At 71.0% G+C, this 25,859-nt stretch carries 22 protein-coding genes; 9 read left to right on the top strand and 13 right to left on the bottom strand.

Annotation, left to right across the window (positions count from 1 at the left end):
* Position 1: 1 nt before the first annotated feature.
* Positions 2–1,114: a DegT/DnrJ/EryC1/StrS family aminotransferase gene (locus D1J51_RS02805; protein WP_119073658.1), complete on the bottom strand. Its 1,113-nt coding sequence runs from the start codon at positions 1,112–1,114 to the stop codon at positions 2–4.
* 181 nt (positions 1,115–1,295) lie between these two features.
* Here D1J51_RS02805 and D1J51_RS02810 point away from each other — a divergent pair, with 181 nt between their 5' ends.
* The 6 genes from D1J51_RS02810 to D1J51_RS02835 are packed head-to-tail and all read left to right on the top strand — an operon-like array spanning position 1,296 to position 6,775.
* On the top strand, positions 1,296–1,994 hold the full coding sequence (locus D1J51_RS02810; RefSeq protein WP_119073659.1) for a glycosyltransferase family 2 protein: 699 nt from the start codon (positions 1,296–1,298) through the stop codon (positions 1,992–1,994).
* Between the two features lie 7 nt (positions 1,995–2,001).
* Entirely contained in the window at positions 2,002–2,394 is a 393-nt protein-coding gene (locus D1J51_RS02815; protein ID WP_119073660.1) for a DUF2304 domain-containing protein, read from the top strand.
* Complete coding sequence (locus D1J51_RS02820) at positions 2,391–4,370, top strand: DUF6541 family protein (protein ID WP_119073661.1); 1,980 nt, start codon at positions 2,391–2,393, stop codon at positions 4,368–4,370. The genes D1J51_RS02815 and D1J51_RS02820 overlap by 4 nt, the downstream gene beginning before the upstream one ends.
* A gap of 36 nt (positions 4,371–4,406) precedes the next feature.
* Complete coding sequence (locus D1J51_RS02825) at positions 4,407–5,138, top strand: acyl-ACP--UDP-N-acetylglucosamine O-acyltransferase family protein (RefSeq protein ID WP_119073847.1); 732 nt, start codon at positions 4,407–4,409, stop codon at positions 5,136–5,138.
* A 37-nt stretch (positions 5,139–5,175) separates the two neighbouring features.
* Complete coding sequence (locus D1J51_RS02830; RefSeq protein WP_119073662.1) at positions 5,176–6,042, top strand: ABC transporter permease; 867 nt, start codon at positions 5,176–5,178, stop codon at positions 6,040–6,042.
* Positions 6,026–6,775, top strand: coding sequence for an ABC transporter ATP-binding protein (locus tag D1J51_RS02835; RefSeq protein ID WP_119073663.1), 750 nt, complete (start codon positions 6,026–6,028; stop codon positions 6,773–6,775). The genes D1J51_RS02830 and D1J51_RS02835 overlap by 17 nt, the downstream gene beginning before the upstream one ends.
* Positions 6,776–6,791: 16 nt before the next feature.
* On the opposite strand, the gene D1J51_RS02840 is transcribed toward D1J51_RS02835, so the two are convergent.
* Together D1J51_RS02840 and D1J51_RS02845 are read right to left on the bottom strand one after the other, a co-directional pair.
* Positions 6,792–7,697 carry a glycosyltransferase family 2 protein gene (locus tag D1J51_RS02840; protein ID WP_119073664.1) on the bottom strand — a complete coding sequence of 302 codons (906 nt, stop codon included), beginning with the start codon at positions 7,695–7,697 and terminating at the stop codon, positions 6,792–6,794.
* Between the two features lies 1 nt (position 7,698).
* Positions 7,699–9,000 carry a UDP-glucose dehydrogenase family protein gene (locus D1J51_RS02845; RefSeq protein ID WP_119073665.1) on the bottom strand — a complete coding sequence of 434 codons (1,302 nt, stop codon included), beginning with the start codon at positions 8,998–9,000 and terminating at the stop codon, positions 7,699–7,701.
* Between the two features lie 186 nt (positions 9,001–9,186).
* On the opposite strand from D1J51_RS02845, the gene D1J51_RS02850 reads away from it, so the two are divergent.
* Both D1J51_RS02850 and D1J51_RS02855 read left to right on the top strand, forming a co-directional pair.
* Positions 9,187–9,660 carry an acyltransferase family protein gene (locus D1J51_RS02850; protein WP_162903635.1) on the top strand — a complete coding sequence of 158 codons (474 nt, stop codon included), beginning with the start codon at positions 9,187–9,189 and terminating at the stop codon, positions 9,658–9,660.
* Positions 9,661–9,698: 38 nt separating this feature from the next.
* The gene (locus D1J51_RS02855) at positions 9,699–11,219 is read left to right on the top strand and encodes an acyltransferase family protein (RefSeq protein ID WP_119073667.1); all 1,521 of its coding nucleotides are present in this window, start codon (positions 9,699–9,701) and stop codon (positions 11,217–11,219) included.
* Here the strand turns inward: D1J51_RS02855 and D1J51_RS02860 are convergent.
* The 8 genes from D1J51_RS02860 to galE all read right to left on the bottom strand — a co-directional run bounded on the left by D1J51_RS02860 (position 11,209) and on the right by galE (position 22,631).
* Positions 11,209–12,297, bottom strand: coding sequence for a glycosyltransferase (locus D1J51_RS02860; RefSeq protein ID WP_119073668.1), 1,089 nt, complete (start codon positions 12,295–12,297; stop codon positions 11,209–11,211). The genes D1J51_RS02855 and D1J51_RS02860 overlap by 11 nt on opposite strands.
* Positions 12,298–12,361: 64 nt before the next feature.
* Positions 12,362–14,629, bottom strand: coding sequence for a hypothetical protein (locus D1J51_RS02865; protein WP_162903636.1), 2,268 nt, complete (start codon positions 14,627–14,629; stop codon positions 12,362–12,364).
* 318 nt (positions 14,630–14,947) lie between these two features.
* Complete coding sequence (locus D1J51_RS02875; RefSeq protein WP_119073671.1) at positions 14,948–15,829, bottom strand: glycosyltransferase; 882 nt, start codon at positions 15,827–15,829, stop codon at positions 14,948–14,950.
* 276 nt (positions 15,830–16,105) lie between these two features.
* A complete protein-coding gene (locus D1J51_RS02880; protein ID WP_119073672.1) occupies positions 16,106–17,173 on the bottom strand; it encodes a hypothetical protein in 1,068 nt (355 codons plus the stop codon).
* Positions 17,174–17,478: 305 nt separating this feature from the next.
* Positions 17,479–18,456 carry a glycosyltransferase gene (locus D1J51_RS02885; RefSeq protein ID WP_119073673.1) on the bottom strand — a complete coding sequence of 326 codons (978 nt, stop codon included), beginning with the start codon at positions 18,454–18,456 and terminating at the stop codon, positions 17,479–17,481.
* 47 nt (positions 18,457–18,503) lie between these two features.
* On the bottom strand, positions 18,504–20,153 hold the full coding sequence (locus D1J51_RS02890) for an LTA synthase family protein (protein ID WP_119073674.1): 1,650 nt from the start codon (positions 20,151–20,153) through the stop codon (positions 18,504–18,506).
* A gap of 34 nt (positions 20,154–20,187) precedes the next feature.
* Entirely contained in the window at positions 20,188–21,621 is a 1,434-nt protein-coding gene (locus D1J51_RS02895; protein WP_119073675.1) for an LCP family protein, read from the bottom strand.
* The gene (gene galE, locus D1J51_RS02900) at positions 21,618–22,631 is read right to left on the bottom strand and encodes a UDP-glucose 4-epimerase GalE (RefSeq protein ID WP_119073676.1); all 1,014 of its coding nucleotides are present in this window, start codon (positions 22,629–22,631) and stop codon (positions 21,618–21,620) included. Before galE ends, D1J51_RS02895 begins: the two co-directional genes overlap by 4 nt.
* 180 nt (positions 22,632–22,811) lie before the next feature.
* Here galE and D1J51_RS02905 point away from each other — a divergent pair, with 180 nt between their 5' ends.
* Positions 22,812–23,930: a glycosyltransferase family protein gene (locus D1J51_RS02905; protein WP_119073677.1), complete on the top strand. Its 1,119-nt coding sequence runs from the start codon at positions 22,812–22,814 to the stop codon at positions 23,928–23,930.
* Positions 23,931–24,009: 79 nt separating this feature from the next.
* Here D1J51_RS02905 and D1J51_RS02910 read toward each other — a convergent pair whose 3' ends face one another.
* Complete coding sequence (locus D1J51_RS02910; protein WP_240422820.1) at positions 24,010–25,236, bottom strand: MFS transporter; 1,227 nt, start codon at positions 25,234–25,236, stop codon at positions 24,010–24,012.
* On the bottom strand, positions 25,237–25,755 hold the full coding sequence (purE, locus tag D1J51_RS02915) for a 5-(carboxyamino)imidazole ribonucleotide mutase (protein WP_119073678.1): 519 nt from the start codon (positions 25,753–25,755) through the stop codon (positions 25,237–25,239). It lies immediately after the preceding gene.
* Positions 25,756–25,859: the final 104 nt, after the last annotated feature.

Here is a 25,859-nt window from a genome sequence, read left to right on the forward strand (position 1 = left end):
TCTATGCACCCGCGCTCAGCACGGCGGTGACGCCGGCGACGATCCGGTCGAGATCACCCTCGCTCAGCGAGGGGTGCACCGGCAGCGACAGCACCTCGGCCGCGGCCCGCTCGGTCTCGGGCAGCTCCAGACCCGGCGCGAACGGGGCCAGCGAGGGCAGGCGGTGATTCGGGATCGGGTAGTACACGCCCGAGCCGACGTTGTGCTCCTCCTTCAGCGCGTCGCGCAGGCGATCGCGCTCGGCCGCGTCGACGCGGATCGTGTACTGGTGGTAGACGTGCACCGCGTCCTCGGCCACGTGGGGCGTCGTCACCCCGGCCACCCCGGCGAGCCCGGCGTTCAGCACGGCCGCGTTGCTGCGGCGGCGCTCGGTCCACGCGTCCACCTTCCTCAGCTGCGCCCGCCCGATCGCCGCGTGCACGTCCGTCATCCGCGCATTGAACCCCACCACCTCGTTGGCGTACTGCGTCTCCATGCCCTGATTGCGCAGCAGACGCACCCCCCGCGCGATCTCCTCGCTCGCGCACGAGACCATGCCGCCCTCGCCCGAGGTCATGTTCTTCGTGGGGTACAGGCTGAACATCGCGAAGTCGCCCAGGGTGCCCACCGGCCGACCCCGCCACGACGCTCCGTGCGCCTGCGCCGCATCCTCGTAGATCGCCAGGCTGTGCTCCTTCGCGATCGCCTCGAGCTCGTCCACCAGGAACGGGTGCCCGTAGAGGTGCACCGGCATGATCCCCTTGGTGCGCGGCGTGATCGACGCCCGCACCGACTCGGGGTCGAGCGTGAACGTGCGCGGCTCGATGTCCGCGAACACCGGCGTCGCCCCTGTCAGCGCCACCGAGTTGCCCGTCGCCGCGAAGGTGAACGACGGCACGATCACCTCGTCCCCCGGCCCCACGCCCGCCGCGAGCAGGCCCAGGTGCTGGCCGCTCGTACCCGAGTTCACCGCCACCGTCGCGCGCCCGCGCACGAAGTGCTCGGCGAACTCCCGCTCGAACGCCGCCACCTCCGGACCCTGCGCGATCATCCCCGACCGCAGCACCCGGTCCACCGCCTCCCGCTCCTCGTCGCCGACGATCGGCCTCGCCGCGGGAATGAACTCAGCTGACATGGATCCACCTTTCGCGCGCACGGGATCGCGCACTCATCATCTGCCAGAATACCCGCATGTGCGGGAGCGCCCCCGCAGCCGGGGTGCTCCCGTCGGAAACGGGCGCCGATCGTCCGCCGATCCCCGCCCGCGCGGTGCGGGAGTTCGCTCCCCCGCAGCCGCGGTCTGTCAGAATACCTGTATGACCCGAGACCCGGCGGCACCCAGTGCGATCGCCAACACCGACACCTGGGTCGTCATCCCGCTCTACAACGAGGCCTCCGTCATCGCCGACGTGGTGCGCGGTCTCGTACCGGCGTTTCCGAACGTCGTCTGCGTCGACGACGGATCGCGCGACGGCTCCGGGGGCATCGCGTCGGCGGCGGGCGCCCGCCTGGTCACCCACCCGATCAACCTGGGGCAGGGGGCGGCGCTGCAGACCGGGTTCGAGTACGCGCTCGAGCGGGGCGCCCGCTACGTGGTGACGTTCGACGCCGACGGTCAGCATCGGGCCGAGGACGCCGCCGCGATGCTCGAGCGCGCCCGCGACGAGGACTTGGCGATCGTGTTCGGATCCCGGTTCCTCGACGACCGCACCGACCCCGGCGTGCTCAAGAGGATCGTGCTCAAGACGGCGGTGGCGGTGACCAACGTCACCACACGCACCCGCCTGACCGACGCGCACAACGGCCTGCGCGTGATCCGGGAGGACGCGCTGCGCCGGGTCAAGCTGCGGCAGGACCGCATGGCCCACGGAACCGAGATCGTCGTGCAGCTGGGGCGCGCGGGCCTCCCGTACGCTGAGCACCCCGTCGAGGTGATCTACTCCGACTACTCCAGGGCCAAGGGGCAGTCGCTGCTCAACTCCGTGAACATCCTCGTCGACCTGATCATCCGTTAGGCGCGCCATGACCCTCTTCCAAGTGCTCCTCATCGCGATCGTGGTGATCGCGGCATCGCTCGCCGTGCGCTTCCTGCCGGGCGAGCGGTCGCTCGCGCTCAAGCGCATCTTCGCGATCCTCTTCGTCACCGCGGCCGTCGTGGCGATCCTGTTCCCCGGGATGCTGACGACCGTCGCGAACTTCTTCGGCATCGGGCGCGGCACCGACCTGCTGCTCTACCTCTTCATCGTGGCCATGCTCATCTTCGCGGTCTCGGTGGTGCGCGCGAAGGCCCGCAGCGACGCGCGGGTGACCGAGCTGGCTCGGGCGGTGGCCCTGATGGAGGCGCGGATCCGGGAGCGGGGCGACGCCGAGCACCCGCCGCGGCCGCGTTCCGGCACCGGGGAGACCGACGAGTGAGCTCCTGGATCGCACTCGCGGCGGCTTCATCCCTGGCCGTCGCCATCATCGCGGTGCTCGGCATCCCGGCCGCCCTCGCCCTCCGGCTGCGCGGCTTCGCCGTGGTGGTCGTCGCGATCCCGGCGGGTCTCGCCGTCATAGCGCTCGCAAGCCTGCTCGCTCCGATCGCCGGGCTCGGCTGGTCCCTGCTGCCGGCACTCATCTGCGCGGCCGCCCTGGCTCTCCTCCTGCTCCTCCTGCGCAGATGGCTCGGCGTCGCGGCGCGGCCCCGGAACCCGGGCTCATCGATGCGGGCGCTCTGGATTCCCGTGGGAGCGGCTGCCGTGGGCGGCGGCGCGATCGCGCTGTCGCTGCTCGCCGGGCTCGGCGCCCCGGGCGCGGTGTCGCAGACCTTCGACGCGATGTTCCATCTGAACGCGGTGCGCCACATCATGGACTCGGGGTCGGCGTCGCCGTTCGCGATGGACCTGACCTCTCCCGGTGCCCCGGCCTTCTATCCCACGCTCTGGCACGCCTATGTCTCGCTCATCGTGCAGCTGAGCGGCGTCTCCATCCCCGTCGCCACCAACGCGGCGCTCATCACCGTTTCGGCGGTGGTCTGGCCCCTCGGCGCCGTCGCCCTCGGACGCGCGGTCGCCGGACCGAGCACCAGGGTGACGCTCGTCTCCGGCGCGCTCTCGGCGGCGTTCGCCACCTTCCCGCTGTTCCTGGCGGGCTACGGGGTGCTCTACCCCAACCTGTTCTCGCTCGCGCTGCTGCCCTTCCTGCTCATGGCGATGCTGCAGCTGCTCAACGTCGGTCCCGCCCGCCGGGCGATGCCGCTGTCGGCGGGTACGCGCTGGATCCTCGCGCTCGGCGCGCTCGGCGCCGCCGTGCTCGCCCACCCCGGCGTGCTCTACGTGCTCCTCATCTGGGCCGCCGCCCCCGTGCTCTTCGCGGCGGTGCGAGCTTGGCTCGGAGCCGCGGTCCCGGGGGCCGGGGGTCACAGGGTCCCCGGCGGCGCTCGCAGATGGCTGCGCCGCCTCGCCGCGGTGGTCGGCGTGCTCGCGTTCGCGCTGTTCGCCATCGGGGCGTGGATCGTGGGACGCACCTCCGACAACTCGTGGTCGGGCTTCTACGGCCCTCGCCGGGCGGTACTCGAGATCATCGGCGGCACGCCCTTCCTCGAGGGGCACGCCTGGGCCGTCTCGGCGCTCGTGCTGTTCGGCGCGGTGCTGGCGTGGCGCTTCCGCCCCCTGCGCTGGCTGATCGGCAGCGCGGCTGCCCTCGCGGCGTTCTACTTCATCTCCGACGCGTTCCCCTCCTCCGACTGGCGCACGCTCTTCTTGAGCCCGTGGTACAACGATCCGCGCAGGCTCGCCGCGCTGGTGCCGTTCGGCGCATTCCCGCTCGCGGTGCTCGGCGCATCCGCCGGGTGGACGATGCTCAGGCCCGGCCTGCGCCGCCTGGCGGCCATGTCGGCGCGTCCCCGCCGCTCGCTGCGCGTGCTGACGGCGGCGGCCCTCGTGTTTCTCGTCGCCGTCGGTCAGGCCGGCAGCGACTCTGCGCTGCGGGAGGTGCAGACGCGCTACGATCCGAAAGAGGGCACGCTGCTCAGCGAGGACGAGCTGCGCCTGCTGGAGCGCCTTCCCGACGAGGTGCCCGAGGACGAGGTCATCGCGAACAATCCGCTCAACGGCAGCGCCCTGGCCTACGCTCTGGCCGACCGGGAGGTCTTCTTCCCCCACGCGAACGGCAACTACGATCAGCGCTTCTACCAGCTCGTCGACGCGCTCGTGCCGAACCCGGCGACGGCGTGCGAGCTCTCCCGCGAGCTCGACGTCGAGTATGTGCTCGACTTCGGCACGCGATACATCTTCAAGAACGACACGGCCCGCGAGCAGCCGTTCAAGCGCATGAAGGATCTCGACCGCTCCCCGGTCCTCACCGAGGTCGACCGGGAGGGCGATGCCGCGCTCTTCCGCATCTCCTGCTGATCATCCGGGCGTTTCCGGCGCACTATGCTCGTTGCCATGAGCGACATCAGCCCGCACGCGATCATCGGTGAAGGAGTCGACGTCGGCGACGGCGTCAGGATCGGGCCGGGCGCCGTGATCCTCGGCCCGTGCGTGCTCGAGGACGGCGTCTGGATCGGGCCGGGCGCCCAGATCGGAGCTCCACCCGAGATGTCGAGCCTGCCGCAGAACGCGGCCTGGACCGGCGATCTGCAGCACGCGGGCGTGCGCATCCGGGCCGGCGCCGTGATTCGCGAGGGCGCCGTGATCCATCAGGGCACCTACCGCGAGACGGAGGTCGGCGAGCGGAGCTGGGTGCTGAATCGCGCGTACCTGGCGCACGACGTGCTCCTGGGCGCGGACGCGACGATCTCCGCCGGCGTCTCGATCGGGGGGCACTGCGTCATCGGTGATCGGGTGAACATCGGCATGAACGCGGTCGTGCACCAGCGGCGCGTCATCTCGCCCGGCGCGATGATCGGCATGGGCACGCCGGTCACCCGCGACGTCCCGCCGTTCGCGAAGGTCTACGGCACGCCCCCGCGTCTCTTCGGGGTGAACGCCGTCGGTCTCGAGCGCGCCGGGCACGAGGCGGCCCTTTCGGAGGCGCTCATGGCCCGCTATCGCGCGGGCGATCTGCTCACCGGCTCCGATCCGGAGTCCGCGAATCTCGGCACGCTCGGGGAGACCGTGGCGTGGTGGTCGGCCCGGCACGAGCTGCGACCCGTCTCCGTGGCTCCCGGTGTCTGAGCGGGCCTTTGCCGGGAAAAGAGTAAACTACTCGTCCGTGACCCAATATTCCGCCCTGTCCGATCCGGAGTTCGACACTCCCGGCAAGAGCAAGGGGCTCTTCGATGTGTTCCGCCATCGGTACCTGCTCTCGTTGCTGCTGAAGAAGGGCACCGCCACCCGGTACCACGGCTCGGTGCTCGGGTGGGTGTGGTCGTACGTGAGGCCCGCGGCCCAGTTCCTCATGTACTACGTGGTGGTCGGCATCATCATGGGCGTCAACCGCGGCTTCGAGTTCTACCCCGTGTACCTCTTCTCGGGAATCGTCGCGGTCAACCTCTTCAGCGAGGCCCTGCGCAACACGACGAGCTCCATCACCGACAACGGATCCCTGATCAGGAAGATCTATCTGCCGCGCGAGCTGTTCCCGGTGTCCGCGCTGGGCGTCGCGCTCATCCATTTCCTCCCCCAGGCGGCGCTCCTGCTCGCCGTCGCCCTGGTGGTCGGCTGGACCCTCACCTGGCTGCAGATCGTCACCTTCATCGTCGGGGTCCTGGTGATCCTCTGCTTCGCGCTCGGGCTCGGCCTGTTCTTCGGCTCGATCAACGTCGCGTACCGCGACGCGCGCAACATCGTCGATCTCATCCTCATGTTCTCCACCTGGGCCTCGCCCGTGCTCTACTCGTGGGAGATGGTGCGCGACCGCGCGCCGGATTGGCTCTACCACCTCTACATGGTCAACCCGATGACCGCCGCCGTCGAGATGTTCCACGACGCGTTCTGGCTTCCCCTGGAGCCGGATTCCGCGCGCCCCGAGCAGCTGCTGAGCTTCACGCTCATCGCGGCCGTCATCGCGCTCATCACACTGCTCATCGGTCAGCTGACCTTCCGCCGGCTGGAGGACTCCTTTGCCCAGAACCTCTGACCCGGCCGACCGCGACAGGCCCGCGATCGTGCTCGACGACGTTCGGAAGACCTTCAAGATCAAGCACACGCACTCGTTCAAGGAGACCTTCATCTCCGCGATCAAGCGCAAGGAGATCTCGAGCGATTTCAACGCGCTCGACGGCGTGAGCTTCGAGGTGCCCGAGGGCCAGTCCGTCGCCCTGCTCGGGCGCAACGGATCGGGCAAGTCGACGACGCTCAAGCTCCTCTCCGGCGTGCTCCAGCCCGATCACGGGTGGGTGCGCACGCGCGGCCGCACCGCCGGCCTGCTGGAGGTCGGCGCGGGCTTCCACCCCGATCTCACGGGGCGCGACAACGTCTACCTCAACGCGGCCATCCTGGGCATGTCGAAGGAGGAGACCGACGAGCGCTTCGACGAGATCGTCGAGTTCTCGGAGATCGGCGAGTTCATCGACACCGAGGTCAAGCGCTACTCCTCGGGCATGTACTCGCGACTCGGCTTCTCCGTCGCCGTGCACACCAGGGTGGACACGCTGCTGGTCGACGAGATCCTGTCGGTCGGCGACGCCCCGTTCCGGGAGAAGTGCACCGCGAAGATGCTCGAACTGCAGCAGCAGGGCATCACCATGTTCGTTGTGAGCCACAACGCCGGCGAGGTCAGGAAACTCTGCGAGCGCGGCATCGTGCTGAAGAACGGCAGGGTCGTCTTCGACGGCGGCATCGACGACGCCGTGAAGGCGCTGAACGGCTGACCGCGCCGAAACGGGCCTACCGGAGCCGGTTGCGCACCTTCCGATAGACCCGCCCGACGAGGCTGGACCGCCTGATCTCGTCGCGGATGCCGTTCTCGACCTCGACGAATCGCTGATCGACGAACTTCGTGAGGTAGAGCGCCAGGCCCGGGCCGTGCTCCTGAATGTACTCGCGAAGCGCCTGATCGCGGATGAGGGCATCGTGCTTCACGTGATCCTCGCTCGCGGCGATCACGCTGTTGCCGTCCAGCCCGGAGGCCGCGGCACGTTGGTGCCAGTAGGCGTACGGGGTGTCGCCCAGATACTCCAGGGCGCCGCGGACGAGCACCTTGAGGTTGAAGCTCCAGTCACCCACCACGGGAAGGCGCTCGTCGTACAGGCCGAGCTCCTCATGGAGCGCGCGGCGGTAGAGGAAGCCGATCGGCACGTACCTGTTGAAGAGCAGCGTGTCTCCGAGCAGCGGCGCGGGGAGATGCTCCTGGAACATCTCGCGACCGGTCTCCACGAGAGCGCCGTCGCGGTTCTCCTCCCACACGATCTCGATGCGGGACACGACCCCGCCGCGTTCGGGGCGGTCGTCGAGGTACTCGACCCCTCGGCGCAGGAAATCGGGGTGCCACGAATCGTCGTCGTCGTGAAGCACCAGGTAGGGGGCGGTCGTGGCGAGCACCCCGGCGTTCGCGCTCACCCACCGGCCCCGCGACTCCGGAGAGTGCACGACGCGGATGCGATCGCGCACGGCATCGGGCCACTCCGCGACGATCCCGTCGACGCCGTCGGGATCGCCGCCGTCGTTGACGATCACCGCCTCCCAGGCGGCGAGGCTCTGCGCCGCGATGCTCCCGATCGCGCGGCGCAGGAACTCGGGGCGATCCTTCGTGCGCACGACGACCGCCGCCCGTGGCGTCTGGCTCCCGCTCATCTCATCGTCCCATCGAGCGGATGTCCCAGCCGGCCGCGCGCCAGTCTTCCGGGACCAGTACGTTGCGTCCGTCGATGATGCTCCGCTGCGCGACCAGCGACCCCGCGGCCTCGGGATCGAGTGCCTTGAACTCCGCCCACTCCGTCGCGAGCACCACGGCCTCCGCGCCCTGCAGGGCCTGCTCGACGCCGTCGGCGTAGCGCAGCTGCGGGTGTCCGACCCTCGCGTTGGCGATCGCCTCGGGGTCGTAGGCGACGATCTCGGCGCCGAGATCGTGCAGGGTGACCGCGACATCGAGCGCCGGAGAATCGCGGATGTCGTCGGAGTTCGGCTTGAAGGCCAGTCCGAGGATCGAGACGCGACGGCCCCGCACCTCTCCGCCCAGGGCCTCGGCGACCATCTCGACGGCACGACTGCGGCGGCGAAGGTTGATCTCGTCGACGTTGCGCAAGAAGACGACCGACTCGCCCCGGCCCAGCTCTTCGGCGCGAGCGGTGAACGCCCGGATATCCTTCGGCAGGCAGCCGCCCCCGAAGCCCAGGCCGGCGCCCAGAAACTTCCTGCCGATCCGCTCGTCGTACCCGATGGCATCGGCGAGCTCCACCACGTTCGCCCCGACGACCTCGGCGATCTCGGCCATCGCGTTGATGAAACTGATCTTCGTCGCGAGAAACGAGTTCGCGGCCACCTTCACCAGTTCGGCCGTGGCGTAGTCCGTCGTCAGACGCGGGGTGCCCCGCTGCAGCGCTGCGGCGTACACCGCGTCCAGGATCTCGGCGTCGCGCTCGCCCGTGTCGGAGGCGAGCCCGTAGACGATGCGGTCCGGCGCGATGGTGTCTCGCACCGCGAACCCCTCGCGCAGAAACTCGGGGTTCCAGGCCAGTGCGGCCCCCGTCTGACGCACGCGCTCAGCGAGGCGTGCAGCCGTGCCGACGGGTACCGTCGACTTTCCCACGACGAGGTCGCCGGGTTCGAGGAACGGCAGCAGGTCGTCGATCGCCGCATCCACGAACCGAAGGTCGGCGCCCAGGCCGTCCGCACCCTGCGGAGTGCCGACGGCGATGAAGTGCACGGTGGCGTCGGCGACAGCGGCGGTGTCGGTCGTAAAGGTGAGGCGCCCCGACTCGAGGCTCGACCGGAGCAGCTCGGCGAGCTCCGGTTCGAAGAAGGGGGGCCGCCCCTCCGCGAGCGCGGCGATCTTCCGAGCATCGGGATCGACGCCGACGACCTCGTGCCCGAGCGAGGCCATGGCAGCCGCGTGCACCGCCCCCAGATAACCACAACCCTTAACGCTCAGCTTCATAACGGGGACCTCCGGGTACACGGCATTTGCATGCGTTGCACTGCGCGCACGCGCGATGAACGCCTCAACATATCATCCTCCCACACCGCCCTTGGAGCGTTCGCACACCGACCCGGTCCGTCTCGCTTGCTATTCTTCCCGGGTGGACAATCTCGCGCACCCGCTCCCCGGTCGGCCGCCGCGGACATGAATGCACCCGTCTCGCACCGGTTGCGGCTCGACATCCAGGGGCTCCGCGCGCTGGCCGTCCTCCTCGTCATCTTCGCCCACGCCCTGGACTTCCCGTCCGGCGGCTTCATCGGCGTGGACGTCTTCTTCGTCATCTCGGGGTTCGTCATCACGGGCCTGCTGCTGCGCGAGCACCAGCGCCGCGGCCGGATCTCCCTGAAGACGTTCTACATCAAGCGGGCGAAACGGATCGCGCCCGCCGCCGTCCTCGTGATCACGGTCACGACCATCGCCGGCTTCGCGCTGTTCAGCCTCGACCAGTTCCGCTCGCTGTGGAAGGACGCCGTCGCCTCGACGCTCTTCTTCGCGAACTGGCGCATGGCCGCCACCGGCACCGACTACTTCCAGCAGGGCCTTCCGCCCTCCCCGCTGCAGCACTACTGGTCCCTCTCGGTAGAGGAGCAGTTCTACCTCATCTGGCCCTCGCGCTGATCCTGCTCTTCGCCCTCGCGAAGACGCCGCGGGCACGCGTGCTCGCGGTGGGCGGGTTTCTCGCGGCCCTCATCGCGCTCGGGCTCGCCTGGTCGATCTACGACACGGCCACCAACGCCGCCTTCGCGTACTTCTCGTCGTTCACGCGGTTCTGGGAACTCGCGGTGGGCGCCGCGCTCGCCTGCGCGGCTCCGCTCTTCAGGCGGCTCCCCGACGCGCTGCGGGCGATCCTGCTCTACGGCGGACTCGCGCTCATCCTCGTCGCGGCATTCGTGCTCAAGCCCGAGAGCCCGTTCCCGGGCTCCCTCGCGCTGCTTCCGGTGCTCGGGTCCGCCGCGGTCATCGCCGCGGGCGTCGACGCCCCGGATCGCTACGATCGCCTCGCGTGGCCGCTGACGAACCGGATCGCGCAGCACCTCGGCGACCGATCGTATTCGCTCTACCTGTGGCACTTCCCGCTCATCGTCCTGGCGCCGGAGATCCTGCCGGTCACCGGCCCGGTGCTCCTCGGCATCATCGTGCTCACGTGGCTGCTCTCGACGCTGACCTATCGCTTCGTCGAGAATCCGGTCCGCTACTCCGACTGGCTCACGCCGGGCAAGAGCCCCTCCAAGCGGCGCATCGGCGCCATGGAGGCCACGGCGATTCTCACGACGGGCGCGCTCACGCTCGCGCTCACCTTCGTCGGGTACCAGCGCATCGCCGACGCGGCCGAGGCCGCCGGCACGGGGACCGCGGAGTCGGTCGCCACCGAGTGCCTGGGCGCCGCGTCGCTGCAGACCGGCGCCCGGTGCGAGCCGAGCTCGACCATCGTCCCGGCGCTGGACGGACTCCAGCAGGACACGGGCGGCGCCTACTCCTCGGAGTGCTGGCGGGCGGAGAACGACGCGCCGAAGTCGTGCACGTTCGGCAGCGACAGTCCCTCGGCCAAGCGCGTCGCGCTGATCGGGGACAGCCAGGCCGCGATGTACATCCCCGTGCTGCGCGAACTCGCGGGCGACTTCGACTGGAAGGTCACCACCTATGTCGGCTGGGGCTGCGCATGGGTACCGCACCCGGGGCAGCCGTGCGAGAGCCAGGCGACGCTCGCGCAAAACGCGCTCACCGCCCCCGGGTCGTACGACCTGATCCTCACGGCCGCCTCCCGCAAGGCGCTGAAGAGCCTCGACGCGGAGGGCGTGCGGCAGAGCACCGAGCTGTGGCGGGCCGCCGCCGACAGCGGGGCGTCCATCGTCGCGCTCGAGTCGGTACCGATCCCGTCCGAGGAGTCGCTCCAGTGCGTGCAGCGCGTCGGCTTCGACGTGACCAACAACGACTGCGCAACCCCGCTGGCTGCGGCGACCGCGTACCCCGACGCCATCGCCGAGATCGCGAACGGCCTTCCCGGTGCCGCAAGCGTCGTCTCCACGATCGACCTCGTCTGCGAGGCGGACCGCTGCCCCTCCGTGGTCGGCAACGTCGTCGCGTATCGAGACGCCGACGGACACCTCACCGCCAGCTATCTGGCGACGATGAAGCCCTACCTCTCGGAGCGGCTGCGGCAGGCCGTCAGCGGGTGAGAGGACGCGAATCGCGGGTGAGCTCGTCGAGCAGCTCGCGGTAGCGGCGCGAAACCTTCCAGGGCGTGATCTCGGCGTTGAAACGGTCGAAGTCCTCGCCCGTCACTCCGGCGAAGAGCCCGGGATCGCCGAGCATCTCGGCGATCGACTCGACCGGTCGCTCTGTGTCGAAGAACGCCACCCAGGGCAGCGCGCCGAACTGCTCCCGCAGATGCGCCTCGTCCGGCAGCACCACCGGCACCCGGAAGGTGGCCGCGAGGTGCAGGCTGCCGGAGTTGAGAATCGCGCGGTACGGCAGCACCGCCACATCGGCGGCGGTGAACCAGCGGTCGAGGTCGCCGTCGGGCACGAAGCCGAAGTGCGACACCGTGCGCACCCCGGACGGCAACGAGTCGAGGAACGCCTCGAGCGGCACATCCTTCACGGCTCCCGCCAGCATCAGCGCGAGGCGCTTGTCCGGCCTCTGCGCGATGCCCGCGGCGGCGGCGAGCGCGTCGACGCCCTTGTACGGGCGGATCTGGCCGAGGAAGAGCACGCCGTAGTCGTCTGCGCCGAGCTGGAAGGAGTCGCGCGCCGCCGCCCTGCTGAATCCGGTGTCGTAAATGCCGGTGTAGCTGGGATGGGGGATCACGCGCACCTTCTCGGGGGAGAGCCGCACCACGTCGGCCACGACCTCGGCGGTCGCCGGAGCCATCACGTGAATCGTGTCTGCCGCCCGCTCGAGGACACGGTAGAGCTCGACCTCCAGCTCGCGATAGCGGGTCTCGTGCGGCAGGCGGTTATGCAGCGTCCAGACGATGCTCACCCCTCGGCCGCGCACATGCTCGAGCGCCGCCGAGAACTCGGCCAGACGTCGGCTCGCCTCCTCCTCGGTGTCGGCGTTCTGCAGGATCGGCGTGGTCCAGTGGATGTGCGCCACGTCTCCGTCGCGCAACTCGTCGAGGCGCTCCAGGAGGCCGTGGAACGAGGTCGTGCGCAGGAACGCGTACCCCGCCGTCTGCGGATTGAGCCCCAGCAGATTGAGATACGGATTGTCCCGCCACGCCGGGAACACCAGAACCCGCGGACCTGCCCTCATGTCTTCCAATCTATCGGTCTGTGCTTCTGCCGCTTCTGCGCCTTCGCGCGCAGGCGCGGCGGTGCTAGGGCCCGGGCGCGGGCACCGGATCCGCGGCGGGATCCGCGCCCTCGCGCCGTATCACCCCGCCGGGGAGCACGGGCTCCCCGGAACCCGGCGGCTCCTCACCCGGTCCCGGCGGCTCCTGCCCCGGTCCCGGCGGCTCCTCGCCCGCGGGGGGCTCGGGAGCTGCCGGATCTCCGGGGGTCACCGGCGGCTCCTGCGCGGGGGGATCCTCAGGATTCGGTGCGTCGCCTCCGGGCGTCCCCTCCACCCCCTGCGGCGGGGCGGGCGATCCCACCGCCGGCGGGGCGATGATCGGCTGATCGCCGAGGGTGACCGTTCCGCCCTTCCCCGTGGTCCACAGGATCGTGCCCTTCTCGAAGCGCTGCTCCGCCTGGGTGGCGTTCAGACGACGCTCGGGCCCGAGCGGGCTGCCGAGGTCTCCGACGTTCTCCTTCTGAGCCACGTAGGTCTTCAGGATACCGCCGCGCACCGGCTGCGCGCCCGTGGTGCGCGACCAGTAGATCGTGGCGTTCTCGAACTGCTGCTTGGCGACAGGCACGTTGCCGGCCCGCTTCTGCTTGATCTCGTTGCTCACCGGAAGCCCGAGCGAACCGGTAAAATCTCCGAGCTGCAGGTAGCGATCGCGGATCCCGCCGAGCCGCACGAGGTAGGCGCCGTGCTCCTTCGTCCAGTAGATGGCGCCCCGGTCGAAGGACTGCTTCGCGGCGTTCCACACGCGCTTGTCCTCGCCGCCGACGGGAGCCCCCAGGTACGAGGGATCCGTCTCCTTCCCACCAGACCGATACGCCTGCAGGATTGCGCCCTGGAGCATGCTCGCCCCGCGGCCCGAACTCCAGAAGATCGCTCCGCCCTCGAAGTCCTGCACCGCCATGCCGGGGAGCGGCTTGCGCTCGGCGCTCGTGGGCAGCCCGAGCCTGCCCGTCACCTCGCCGAGCGAGCGGTAGAGACTCATCACCGCGCCGTTCTTCACGGCGTAGGTGCCCGCGCGCGACCAGTAGAGCGATCCGCCGACGAAGTCCTGCCGCGCCATGCCGCCGCGGGGCTTGGCCTCGCCGCTGACCGGCACCCCGAGATAGCCCGCGTGGCCGCCCTCCGCGCGGTAGGCGTCGCGCATCGCGCCGGCGTACACGATGTGCGTCCCGGCCGCCTTCGACCAGTACATCGATCCGCCGCGGAAGTCCTGCTTCACCGTGTTCGCGGCGATTCTCTGCTCCGCCTCGAAGGGCACGCCCAGCCTGCCGTTCAATCCGCCCTGCGCGAGATGCACCTTGTGGAACCCCTTGACGACGGGCTGCGCTCCGGCATACGCCGACCAGTACAGGCCGCCGTTCTGGAACAGCTGCCCGGCGTCGCCGTTCGAGCGCGTTCTGACGTTGTCCGCCACGTAGCCGAGCTCGCCCTGCGCACCCCCCATCGACTGGTAGAGCGCCGCGAACCTGCCGTCGATCTGGTAGACCGGCGACCCGAACCACTGCTTGTAGAAATTGTAGAAGTTGCGGTTGCCGTAGCTCGAGCAGCTGTTGCCCGTGCCCCAGCCGGCGTCGAGGGCGGCCTGATTCGGCCGGTAGGGCGTGTAGATGTAGAGGGCGGCCGTCGCCCAGTTCTCGATGTACACCCGCGACGTCCCGCAGCCGGCGTTCGGATTCCACTGAATGGTGTTGGTCTGGAACGGCCGGTAGTTGTAGCCCGCCGGGTTCGCCCTGTACACCTGCAGCTGCCAGGCCGCCCGGTAGACCTGTTGCGCGAACCCGGTCTGACTGGGGTCGCAGTTGGCCGAGTTGTTCGGGCCCGAGTCGGGGCACGCGTACCCCATGGCTCGGTCGTACTGGCGGACGGTCGGCCACGTGTCCGTGATGAGGCTCTGCTCCTTCTCGAGCATCACCATCAGCACCTTCGGACTGATGCCGCAGGCCCGGCCGACCTTTGAGATGATGGTCGCCGCCGTCTCGTTCGTGCCCCCCGGATACGCCCCGCAGTAGGCGTTCGCGGCGCGCGACGCGGTCGAGAAACGGATGTCCTTCAGGCAGCTGCCCGCGATCATGGTGCTGCCGTACGGCGACCAGGCCAGCCGCCCCGGGTCTCCGATGGTGCAGCGCGGTACCTGCTGATTCAGGAAGCTCTGGATCTGCTCGGCCGGCATCGCTCCGCCGTCGTAGAAATTCGCGTCCGAGATGATCTGACCCGGGTTGAACCCCGCCGACGGATTCGCCTGCGCGGCCGTCGGAACGGCGAACAGCGAGAGCACGGTGCAGAGCGCGGCGAACATCGCGATCCCGAGCAATCTCAGGCGCGTCGGCGGTGTGGCCCGCCGGGCTGTGGACGCGCGAGTCTCCCTCTCGGCGTAAAGCATCGTCGAACCCTCATCCCCTAGTTGAAGCTTTGTCCAGCATAGAGGGTCTTCGAAGATTCCGCCCGCTGAGCATGCGAGGATGGGCGGGCCGGGCGCGGTGCTGCTCGGAGCCGGGACGCCGAGGTCGGCGCGAGCGCGGCGTCTTCTACAGCTCCGAACGCCGTCGACGGAACGAGGATCCGCCCCGACTCGTCGAGGAGATCGCGCCCGGCGCCGTGCCGGTCTTCGGCAGGATCACCCGCGATCCGCGGGCAGCCCGCGGCCGATGAGCCGCCGGAACAGCACCCGCTTCACCCCGGCCGGCAGCAGACGGTAGAGGCCCTTCATCACCACGTTGCGCACGTACTGGCCGGGGGTCACGAATCCCATGCGCAGCATCTCCCGCTGCAGCCGCCACTCGGTGCGCGCCTCGCTCCAGCCGCCGCGGCGCGCGAAGGCGCCGGATCCGACCCGGTACCCGACGAGGGGCTCGGCGATGTTCTCCACCCGCGCGCCCGAGTCGATGAGCCGGATCCCGAGCCAGTAGTCCTCCATCCTGCCGAAGGGCTCGTATCGCCCCACCCGCTCAAGCGCCGCGACGCGGTACATCATGGTCGGGTGGTTGAACGGGTTGTGGGTGCGGGCGTGATCCCGGATGCGCTGCGAGCCCACCGGCGGCGTGCGCAGTCCGCTCGGGCGCCCCGGATCCGACTCGAACTCCTCCATTCCCGTGCCCACGAGGTCGTAGCCGCGCTGCAGCAGCTCCCACTGGCGCTCGAAGCGCTCGGGCCGCGACACGTCGTCGGCGTCCATGCGCGCCACCACGGGATGGTCGCAGGCCTCGAGACCGCGGTTGAGCGCCTCGGTGAGGCCTCGGTTCTCCGGCAGGCGCACGACGCGAACCGGGATCGGACTCTCGGCCTCGATCCGCGCGAGTTCGGCGGCGAGCGCCTCGGGTACCGGGCCGTCCTGCACGATCACGGCCTCCGCGGGCCGCAGCGTCTGGAGGTCGACCGAGCTCTCGAACGCAAGCCGGAGAAAGCCCGGATCGTCGCCTCCGTACACCGGGAGCAGCAGGGAGAAATCGGCCCGGGCCGGGCGGGCGGGATCGGGGCTCGCAGCATCGGGGTCTGCCATGGTCCCACAGCCTACCGGGGTCGCCCCGGGAACACCGGTGGCGGCCGGCTCGCGGTGGTCCGGTGCCGCCCGGTAGCGCGCGGGGCCGGTGGCCCCCGGTGGCGCGGTGCCGGTGGCCCCCGCCCGCGCCGGTCGCTCCGCGATCGAGGTGCGCCTTCTGGGCGCTCACACGGCAGTGGAGCGCCCAGAAGGCGCACACGGATCGGGCCCAAGAAGGCACGGGCGGCACGGGCCCTGGGGGGCACATGCCTCGGGGAATCGGCGTCGGGCGTTCCGTCACGGGCGCCACCCCCTACGGATCAGCGCGGCACGGATCTCCGCGATCAGAGCCGGGCGTCGACGATACAGCTTCTCCGCGGTCACGCGGATCGTCTCCCAGCCCGCGTCCCGGTAGGCGGCCTGCTTGTCGATGTCGCGGTTCCACTGCCCGGTCTCGGTGCGATGATGATCGCCCTCGTACTCGACCGCCAGCCGGAACTGCGGATACACGAACTCGGTGGTGCCCAGGTACATACCGCCGTCGGTGTGAACGTCGTAGTCGAGCTCCGGTTCGGGAAGCCCCGCGTCGGCGATCGCCAGCCTCAGGTGCGACTCGGCCGCCGACGCCATCCCCTCCCGCAGCAGCGGAAGCGCTTCCAGCAGCTTCGACCGGCCGATGCGGCCCTTCACCGCGGCAACGGCGACGAGTTGGTCGAGCGTCGCGTACGCTCGCCTCGGCGGCGGCCCGAGGTTGCCCCCGATGCGCGGGATGCGGATGATCGCGTCGCCCAGCGCGACACGATCCGGCAGGTCCAGACGAGGCCCCAGGGTCGCCCACAGACTGGCCGCGTCGAGCATCCTCAGCCCATCGTGCTCGCAGATCTTCGCCAGGTGCGGCTGGATCTTGACTCCGCGCACTCTGGTGCGGTTCGGCGCCCGACCCGGCGCGAACACCCCGATCTCGATGCGGTTGACGGGGTGGTCGGGATCGCTCGGGTCGAGCAGCCTCGCCGTGGCGTCGCGATCCCACGGACGCCAGAGCTCCCGGGGCGCGGGCACCGGGAGCCGGCGAACAAGCGCAGCGGTGATCCCCACGAAGAACTGGTGCTCGAGCATGATCGTGGAGTAGGCCCGCGCGGACTCCCGCTGGCGGTCGCGCCAGATCTCGGCGGGGTGCGGCTCGTCCGCTCCACCGGATCGCGCACCGAGCCGGCCGCCCACTCCCCTGCGCCGCCGCACCCCGCGAAACGGGCGCTCGAGGTCGAGCCGGCGAAGCCGGTGGTCTCCGACGCCGTGCGCGTGGGCGGACGCACGCGAGAACTCGGACCCGAGGGCATCGGGGAGAGGGTGCGGTCGCGGTGCCATGACCTCACGATGGCAGCACGACCCCCGGCGATGCCACCGAGAAACCGCGAATGTGAGCAACTTCCGCAGGAACCGGGGAACTCGTGCCCTGGGGGCGGAGTGCGGTCGCATCGGATCCCGCGTCAGCGCATCCGTGTGCGCCTTTCGGGCGGTCGCGCGGCGGTCAAGCGCCCGAAAGGCGCACACGGATTGAGGCGGGGCAGGGACGAGGCGGGGCAGGGACGGGGCAGGCGGGGGCGGGGCGGCAGACGGCGGGGACGGGACCGCGGGCGCGGCAGCAGGCAGCGGAAAACGCGAGCAGCGCCCTACCGCTCCCCGAGCTTGGAGAGGCGCTCCACCTCGATCATCACGTCGACGGGCACCCCCGTGTCGCGCAGCACCACCCGCGTGGGTCGCGGAGCGCGCAGCCAGCCGTCCCGCCACCCGCGGCGCAGGCAGTCGCGCAGCTGCGCTCGATCGGAGGAGGCCCGGAAGGTGCGGAACCAGCGCCGCGCCGTCGCCGCCGCGTAGAGCAGCTTCTCCCAGCCGAACAGCGCCCGGGAGAGGCGGAACACCCACAGCTTGTTGCGCACCTCGTAGTAGAAGCGTGGGCCGGGATCGAGGTCGCTCGAGCCCCGCTTCGCCGTCTTGTGCGTCACCACGGACCCCGGCACGAACAGGCCGCGGGCCCCGCGCAGCAGCCGTGCGGAGTACTCGAAGTCGTCGTTCCACAGGAAGTAGTCGGCGACCGGCAGCCCCCGCTCGCGCACCCGCGCCGCGCGCAGGAAGGCGGAGACGAACGAGATCGAGCGGATCTCCACGCACCCGGCCTCCCCCGCCCGGGCCCGCTCGTCGGCCGAGGCCCGGATCTTGGGCTTGGGGGTGTTCATGGGATGGTCGTCGCCGTCGGTCCAGAGGACGCGGGATCCCATCACGGCGAGGTCGTCCTGCCCGGTCTCGCGGTACCGCTCGTGCGCGGCAAGCGCGCCCGCGAGCGCGTCTGGGCCGGGAACGGTGTCGTCGTCCATCACCCACACCCAGTCGACGTCGTCCTCGGCCACGGCTGCGGCGATCCCCGCTGCGAAGCCGCCCGCGCCCCCCGTGTTCTCGGTGAGGCGCAGCAGGCGGGCGCGCTCGCCCCAGTGGTCGAGCTGCTCGGCGGCGGCCTCGTCCGAGCCGTCGTCGGAGGCGTTGTCGACCACGACCAGGCGGTCCACCGGACGGCTCTGGGCGGCGAGGGCCTCGAGCGACTCCCGCAGCAGCTCCCGCCGGTTGTAGGCCACCAGTACGGCGGTCACGCGCATGCGCACACTCTCCATTTCGCTCGCATCGGCCTCAAGTGTAACGAGTCTCAGCCCCACAGCTCGCGATAGAACGCGACGGAGCGCGAGCGCACGAGATCCTCGTACTCCTGGTCGCTGAGATCGAGGATCGTGCCCTTGGGCACCTCGTCGGCTGCGGCCAGCGCCGACACCCCGATCCCGGCCCGGCGATCCTGCAGTTCGATGCCCGCGAGCTCGAGCAGCGTGGGATACATGCTGAACTGGTCGATCTCGTTGCGCGCGAACCGTGCGCCGTCGGGGCTCCACACGCGATTGAAGACGGTGCGATTCTCGCGGCCCTTCAGCTCCTTCCAGAAGCTGCCGCCCTCCGCGATCATCTTGCGGTGATCGCCCATCAGCACGACGGCCGTGTTCTTCAGATAGCCCTGCTTGTCCAGGTAGTCGACGAACCCCGACACCTGCTGCATCGAGCAGCTGGTGATCGCGGTCATCGCCGCCTCGCTGCCCCTGTTCCAGTCGCAGTACTCGTAGACGCGCGGCCCCTCGTGGGTGTCGAGCGTCAGCATGGTCAGGTTGAACGGATCGCCGGACTCGTACAGCCGCGTCACCTCCTCACGGGCGCGGGCGAAGAGCCTGCGATCGGAGAGCCCCCAGTCCTCGCGCACCTCGGTCTCGCCCAGCCGCCGCCAGTCGCTCAGACCGTACACGTCGTCGTAGCCGTGGGTGCGCAGGAAGGCTTCCTTGCCGGCGAAGCGCCCGTCTGCGCCGCCGAGATAGACGTTGCGGTAGCCCTCGTTCGCCAGCACGTCGCCCAGGCAGGTCGCGCCGCCCATGTAGTCGCCGACCTCGTTGCCCTCGGTGCCCAGGTTGTTGAGCTCCGTGGACCCGGTGAGCGCACTCGCGGTGCGCAGCGGGATGCCGCACTGGGTGCTCACGATGCCGGCCATGGTCCAGCCGCCGCCGTCGTACTGCTGCAGGCTCGGGATCGACGCCCAGCCCTCGGTCGCCCGCTGCACGGGGGCGAGCATGTTGCGGCCGAACAGCTTGTCGTCGGCGAGGGAGTCCTCGACCGACTCGAGGTAGATGACCACGAGGTTCTTGCGCTCGCCCGCGCCGGGCCCGGTCCGCTCGCTCGACCGCGCGGTGCGCCCGCCCGAGACCGAGGAGTCGATGGCGGGCCGGGGCTCGACGTAGTAGTCGGCGAGATCGACGCCCGTGGCGTTCTCCCGCATCAGGGCCTGCACGTAGTCGCTCAACCCGATGGTCGAGCCGAGCAACGACGCGCCGCCGAGCGGCACGACCACGGCGAGCACCGCCGCGATCCCGCGCAGCAGCAGCGTGCGGAGGCCGCGCACCGCACCGCGCCGACGCAGCGCGCGACGCCCGCACTCGACGACCAGGGCCGCGGCGAGCACCGAGGCCACCGGCACCACGAGGCCGGACACCACCGCACCGGTGATCAGCTCGCCGCCGCCCGCGCCCGCGCCTCCCCCGCCGGGAAGATTGCTGAGCAGCTGGTCGACCGAGATGGGCCCGAAGGTGCGGCGCACCCAGAGGCCGATCCCCGCGAGCACGGCGCCGACCAGCACGAGCGCCCAGAAGCCCACGATGGCCGCGCCCCAGAGGAGACGGGGCCGACCGGCCCGCGCCTGCCGCCGCTCCCCCTCGGCCTCGGGGGTTACCGACGGCTCACCGGGATCATGCTCGTTGCTCGCCACAGTGGCCAGAGTTTATCAACAGGACACCCGCGGTTCACTGAGTCTCCTCCTTCGGGGCGGGCGATGCGGCCGCGACGCCGTCGGCGACGAGCTGCTGGATCACGGCGTAGTCGGGCGCCGCGGGGTCGACCGCGGGCGGCACGAGCTCGACGTTGACCGGGTCGTAAGCGCGCGCCTTGGCGGCCAGGTCGACGAAGCGGCCCAGCATCGACTGCGGGATGTCGGTCTCGACCAGCTGGGTGCCGGCGGCCGCGACGTCCTGGAACTTCGCGAGCACGTTGGCCGGGCTCATCTGGGCGAGGATCGCGGCCTGCAGCTCGCGCTGCCTGGCCATGCGGTCGTAGTCCCCGTTGACCGAACCGTAGCGGGAGCGGGCGTACCACTGCGCCGCGTAGCCGTCGAGGCCCTGCCTGCCCGGCTCGATCCACCACTCCACGCCGGTCAGCTCGCCCGTGGCCTCGTCGATCTGGCCGCCGACGGGGATCGGCTCCTTCACGTCGACCGTCACTCCGCCGAGCGCGTCGATGAGGCTCGAGAAGGCGTCCATGTTCACGAGCACGTAGAACTGCACCTGCAGCCCCGTCGCCCCCTCCACGGCGTCCTTGGTGGCCTCGATGCCCGGGGTGGAGCCCCGCGACACCGCGTCCGAGTACATGCCGGCGTAGGAGGGGGATCCCGAATCCTCGACCTCCGTGACGAGCGAGTTCAGATTGCCCGTGGTGTAGCAGTAGTATCCGCCGCCCTCGATGACCTCGTAGTTGTTCACCTCGTCGCAGTACCCCTGCGGGAACACCGCGGCCATCGGCGACTCCTCGGGGAACGGTGCGCCCTGAAGCTCGCGGGGCAGGCCGACGATGACCGACTGGCCCGTCTCGGCGTCGACGCTCACGAGCGAAATGCTGTCGGGGCGCATGCCCTCGCGGTCGGCTCCCGCGTCGGTGCCGAGCAGCAGGATGTTGTAGCGGCCGTCCACCGGCTCGACCGCGGGCGCCCCCTGGAAGAGATCGCCGAGCAGGTTGCGGCCGGCGTTCACCGCGGTGCCCGCCCAGGCCGCACCCAGCGAGGGCAGCACCGTGAGCAGCACGGAGATGACCGCGATCGGCACGCGCCAGCCCCGCTGCACGCGCACCAGGCGCGTGAGGCGCAGGGTGTCGAAGCCGAGCACCAGCCAGAGCACCGCGTAGGCGAAGAGCAGGATCTGCACCACGAGCAGCACGATGCCGTCGGTGAAGAAGGAGAGGGTCGGCACGCGCGCCAGCAGCAGCCCGAGCAGTGCGGCGAGTCCGCCAGCGAGGAGCAGGAAGGTGGCGATGAGCCCGAAACGGCCCAGCCGACGGCTGCCGGCGAGCACCTGCGCGCTGCCCGGCAGCACGAAGCCGATCACGACCAGCCACCGGGCGCGCTTGCCCATGAACGGCTCGGACTCCGCGTCGGGGTGGCGGAGCGGCCGCTCGAGGTCGAGCCTCATGCGGCGTAGCCGTCCGGGTTCGCCGACTGCCACGTCCAGGCGTCGCGGCAGGCGTCGGCGAGACTGCGGGTCGTGCGCCACCGCAGCCGCGCGTTGGCGCGCGAGGGATCGGCGGCGATCTCGGCGACGTCGCCCGCCCGCGCGGGCGCGACGGCGTAGGGCACGGGGCGGCCGGAGGCCTCCTCGAACGCGCGCACGACCTCGAGCACGCTCGATCCGGTGCCGGAGCCGAGATTGTAGACCTCGACGCCGGCCTCGATGCGCTCGAGCGCGGCCGCGTGCCCCTCCGCGAGATCCATCACGTGGATGTAGTCGCGAACGCCGGTGCCGTCGACCGTCGGGTAGGCGTCGCCGAACACGCTGAGCCGTTCGCGCTTGCCCACGGCGACCTGCGCGATGAACGGCATGAGGTTGTTGGGGATGCCGCTCGGGTCCTCGCCGATGCGGCCGGAGGGGTGGGCGCCGACCGGGTTGAAGTAGCGCAGCAGCACGGCGCCGAGCCGGGGCCAGGCGGCCTGGGCGTCGCGGATGATCTGCTCGTTCATGAACTTGGACCAGCCGTACGGGTTGGTGAGGCCGACGCCGGCCCGGTGCGCCTCGTCGACGGGCACGTACTCGGGATCGCCGTACACGGTGGCCGACGAGCTGAAGACCAGCCTCGTCACGCCGCGCTCGCGCATGAGATCGAGGAGGGCCAGGGTGGAGTCGATGTTGACCCGGTAGTAGCGGGTCGGCTCGACCACGGACTCCCCGACCGCCTTGAGGCCCGCGAAGTGGATCGCGGCGTCGAAGTCGACGCCCTCGAGCGCTGCTGCGGCCGCGGAGCGGTCGGCCAGATCGGCCTCGATCACCGGGATGCGGGCTCCGGTGAGCTCCTCGACACGGCGCACCGCCTCAGGGCTGCTGTTCGAGAAGTCGTCGAGCAGCACCACCTCGTGACCCCGCTCGATGAGTACCAGGGCGGTGTGCGAGCCGATGTACCCGGCACCGCCTGTCAGCAAAACACGCATGCGCACTAGCGTACTTGGCCCGAATGGGCGATCCCCAAGATCACGGTTTCATCACGGCTACACCTGACGCCCTTCCTCCTCGCCGATCCCTCAGACTTCGACGCGGGGACTCAATACAATGACTGTGAAGGCGTTAGACACGCGTTTGGTCGGCTGTCGAACGGCAAGGGGGAGGGGAACATGGCCACGCTCACCCTCATTGCCGAGCCCTTTCCCGACTGGGAGGCCGAGTTCCACGCGGCGGCGGCGCGCGACCTCACCAAGGCCGTCGCCGACACCGCGCCGCGCAGCTGCAGCGCCCGATTCCTCGTCGCCCGCGGCAGCGAAGCCCCGGATTTCGACTCGCCGCTGATCCGCATCGAGCACCTGCCGATGCGCGCCAGCATGCTGCCGCTGGTGTGGCAGAGCGGCACGACCGCCCGCCCGCTGGACGGCGAGTTCGTGCACGCGCTCACGCCCATGATGCCGCTGCGAGCCCGCGGCGAGGACGACGGCTCTCAGACCTCGGTCACGATCCCGCACTCCATCGCGTGGGAATCCCCGGCGCTGCTCGGAGGATCGCAGGCCCGCCTCTTCCGCGCCTTCACCCGCCGCGCGGTGAAGCTCGCCGACGTGATCCTCACCCCCACGCACGCCACCGCGCGCGTGCTGCAGCACCAGTACGGCGAGCACCTGCCGGTGCAGGTGCTGCAGCTCGCGCCGCCCGCCGAGTTCCTCCCGGGCCCCGACGCCGCCGAGCGGCGCGCAGCGCTCGGCCTCCCGGAGCGGTACGCCGTGACCACGGCCTTCAACGGCGAGCACGGCCGCCTCGAATGGCTGTTCGACGCGCTGCGCCTCGACCCCTCGCTGCCCCCGCTCGCGGTGATCGAAGGATTCGATCCCGGCGTCTCCCCACGGGACCGGGACGGCGCCGCGCCGCGCGGCGTCCAGGTGCCCGACGAGCTCCGCAGCCGGGTGGTCGTCGTGCGGCCCCGCGAGCTCGCCGACGTCGGCGCCGCGCTCTCCGGCGCCGCCCTGATGCTCCAGCCGCAGAACTTCTCGAGCACCGGATACGCGCTGCTCGGCGCCATGTGCGCGGCGGTTCCGGTGCTCCACGCGGGGCACCCGGCCACGGCGGAGCTCGTGCTCGACGCGGGCTTCTCGGCCGACAGCGCCGGCCCCTTCGCCGCGGAGTACACCCGCCTGTTCCGCGACACCGCCGCGCTCGCCCAGCTCGCCGTGCTCGCCTGCGACCGCAGCCGGGGTTTCAGCTGGCACGGCGCGGCCTGGCAGCTCTGGGAGACGCACGCCAACCTCTGACCTCGTCTGCCCTCGGCCGGCGCCCCGGGCGCCGATCCCGAACCGCCGAACCGGGCTCGCCGAGCCGTGCGCCCCACGCTCACTCCGCGGGGCGGTCGGCCGCGGCGATGCCGCCGCGGGTCAGCGCGTAGGCCCAGGCCAGCGCCCCGGCCGCGAGCGCGGCCCCGCCGACCATCAGGGCCGTGCCGGTCCAGCCGGCCAGGGCGAAGGCCACGCCGCCGAGCCACCCCAGCAGGCTCGACCCGGCGTAGTAGCCCAGGTTGTACAGCGGCGGCGCGACGCTGCGCCCCTCGGCGCTCGCGCGGCGCTCGATGAGACCGCTGGCGATGGAGTGGGCGGCGAAGAAGCCGCCCGTGAACAGCACGAGCCCCAGGATCGCGAGCGGCAGCGAGGCGGGCAGCGTGAGCGCGATGCCCGCGAGCATGACGCCGACGCACCCCAGCAGCACTCCCGTGGGCGGGATCCTGCGCGCCAGCCTCCACACCCAGCGCGAGGCCGCGGCGCCGGCGAGATACGCGAGGAAGATCCACGACACCTGCGCCAGTGTGAGGCCGAAGGGGTCGTGCTGCAGCCGGAAGGCCAGGTAGTTGTAGGCCGCCACGAAGCCGCCCATCAGCAGGAACGCCTGCGCCACGAGCACCATCACGCCCGGCGTGCGCAGGTTGGAGGCGAGCGCGCTCGGGGTAGGCGCACCCCGGCGCGCCGGAACGACCGTCGGCGGGATCCGCAGCAGGAACAGGATCGTCGCGATCGCCGCGAGCACCGCCACAGCGGACACCCCCCAGCGCCAGCCGAGCGGCTCGCCGACGAGGGCCGCGACGATGCGCCCGAGCAGCCCGCCGATGGTGGTGCCCGCGATGTACGTGCCCACCGCGCCGCCGAGAGCACCGGGCCGAACCGTCTCGGCGATGGCCGTCACCGCGATGGCGGGCAGGCCCGCGAGCGCGATCCCCTCGAGCGCTCGCGCGGCGATGAAGAGGCCGAAGCCGGGCATGAGCGGCGCGACGAGGCCGATCGCCATCGCCGCTGCCATGGCCGCGCGCATCGTCCGCACCCGCCCGAAGCGGTCTGACGCGCGAGCCCACGGCAGCACGCCCAGGGCCACGCCGATCGTGGTGGCGCCCACCGCCCACGACGAGACGCCCGCGGCGACTCCGAACTCGACCGCGAGATCGGGGAGGATCCCCTGCGGGGAGTACATCTGCGCGAACGTCGCGAGCCCCGCGCAGAAGAGCGCGATCAGGGCGCGCCGGTACCGGCGGCTTCCGGCTGCGGCCCGCGGATCGCCGGCCTCCGACGCGGGCACCTACCGGTCCGAGGCGATGCGCCTCTGCAGCGCCGCGTTCTTCTCCTCGACCGTGTCGGCGAGCCCGCGCGCATAGGCGCCGAGCCGATCGGCGATGCCCGCATCGCTCGCCCCGATGATGCGCGCCGCCAGCAGGCCCGCGTTCTTCGCGCCCCCGATCGACACGGTCGCCACCGGGATGCCGCCGGGCATCTGCACGATCGAGAGCAGCGAGTCGAGGCCGTCGAGACGGGCCAGCGGCACCGGCACGCCGACCACGGGCAGCGTGGTCATCGAGGCGACCATGCCGGGCAGGTGCGCCGCGCCCCCCGCGCCCGCGATGATCACCCGCAGCCCGCGCCCGGCCGCCTCTCGCGCGTAGGCCACCATCCTGTCGGGGGTGCGGTGCGCGCTGACCACCTCGACCTCGTGCGGGATCCCGAAGTCGCGCAGCACCTGCACGGCGTCGCCCATCACCGGGAAGTCGCTGTCGCTGCCCATGATCACGCCGACGAGGGGCGCCGCGGTGGTGTCGCTCATGCGACCCATCGTAGCCGCCGCCACCACCGTCGCCGCTCCCGTCACCGCCGCCGCTCCCGCCGCCGCTCAGGCAGGGGGTCGTCGCTCAGGCGGGCCGGCTGGAT

Source organism: Leucobacter sp. wl10, assembly GCF_003569785.1.
Classification (GTDB): Bacteria; Actinomycetota; Actinomycetes; order Actinomycetales; family Microbacteriaceae; genus Leucobacter.

Excerpts from the sequence above, each read along its gene's own strand:
- D1J51_RS02805 (WP_119073658.1), bottom strand. The coding sequence starts at position 1,114 with ATGTCAGCTGAGTTCATTCCCGCGGCGAGGCCGATCGTCGGCGACGAG.
- D1J51_RS02810 (WP_119073659.1), top strand. The coding sequence starts at position 1,296 with ATGACCCGAGACCCGGCGGCACCCAGTGCGATCGCCAACACCGACACC.
- D1J51_RS02815 (WP_119073660.1), top strand. The coding sequence starts at position 2,002 with ATGACCCTCTTCCAAGTGCTCCTCATCGCGATCGTGGTGATCGCGGCA.
- D1J51_RS02825 (WP_119073847.1), top strand. The coding sequence starts at position 4,407 with ATGAGCGACATCAGCCCGCACGCGATCATCGGTGAAGGAGTCGACGTC.
- D1J51_RS02840 (WP_119073664.1), bottom strand. The coding sequence starts at position 7,697 with ATGAGCGGGAGCCAGACGCCACGGGCGGCGGTCGTCGTGCGCACGAAG.
- D1J51_RS02845 (WP_119073665.1), bottom strand. The coding sequence starts at position 9,000 with ATGAAGCTGAGCGTTAAGGGTTGTGGTTATCTGGGGGCGGTGCACGCG.
- D1J51_RS02850 (WP_162903635.1), top strand. The coding sequence starts at position 9,187 with ATGAATGCACCCGTCTCGCACCGGTTGCGGCTCGACATCCAGGGGCTC.
- D1J51_RS02860 (WP_119073668.1), bottom strand. The coding sequence starts at position 12,297 with ATGAGGGCAGGTCCGCGGGTTCTGGTGTTCCCGGCGTGGCGGGACAAT.
- D1J51_RS02865 (WP_162903636.1), bottom strand. The coding sequence starts at position 14,629 with ATGTTCGCCGCGCTCTGCACCGTGCTCTCGCTGTTCGCCGTTCCGACG.
- D1J51_RS02875 (WP_119073671.1), bottom strand. The coding sequence starts at position 15,829 with ATGGCAGACCCCGATGCTGCGAGCCCCGATCCCGCCCGCCCGGCCCGG.
- D1J51_RS02880 (WP_119073672.1), bottom strand. The coding sequence starts at position 17,173 with ATGGCACCGCGACCGCACCCTCTCCCCGATGCCCTCGGGTCCGAGTTC.
- D1J51_RS02885 (WP_119073673.1), bottom strand. The coding sequence starts at position 18,456 with ATGCGCGTGACCGCCGTACTGGTGGCCTACAACCGGCGGGAGCTGCTG.
- D1J51_RS02895 (WP_119073675.1), bottom strand. The coding sequence starts at position 21,621 with ATGAGGCTCGACCTCGAGCGGCCGCTCCGCCACCCCGACGCGGAGTCC.
- galE (WP_119073676.1), bottom strand. The coding sequence starts at position 22,631 with ATGCGTGTTTTGCTGACAGGCGGTGCCGGGTACATCGGCTCGCACACC.
- D1J51_RS02905 (WP_119073677.1), top strand. The coding sequence starts at position 22,812 with ATGGCCACGCTCACCCTCATTGCCGAGCCCTTTCCCGACTGGGAGGCC.
- purE (WP_119073678.1), bottom strand. The coding sequence starts at position 25,755 with ATGAGCGACACCACCGCGGCGCCCCTCGTCGGCGTGATCATGGGCAGC.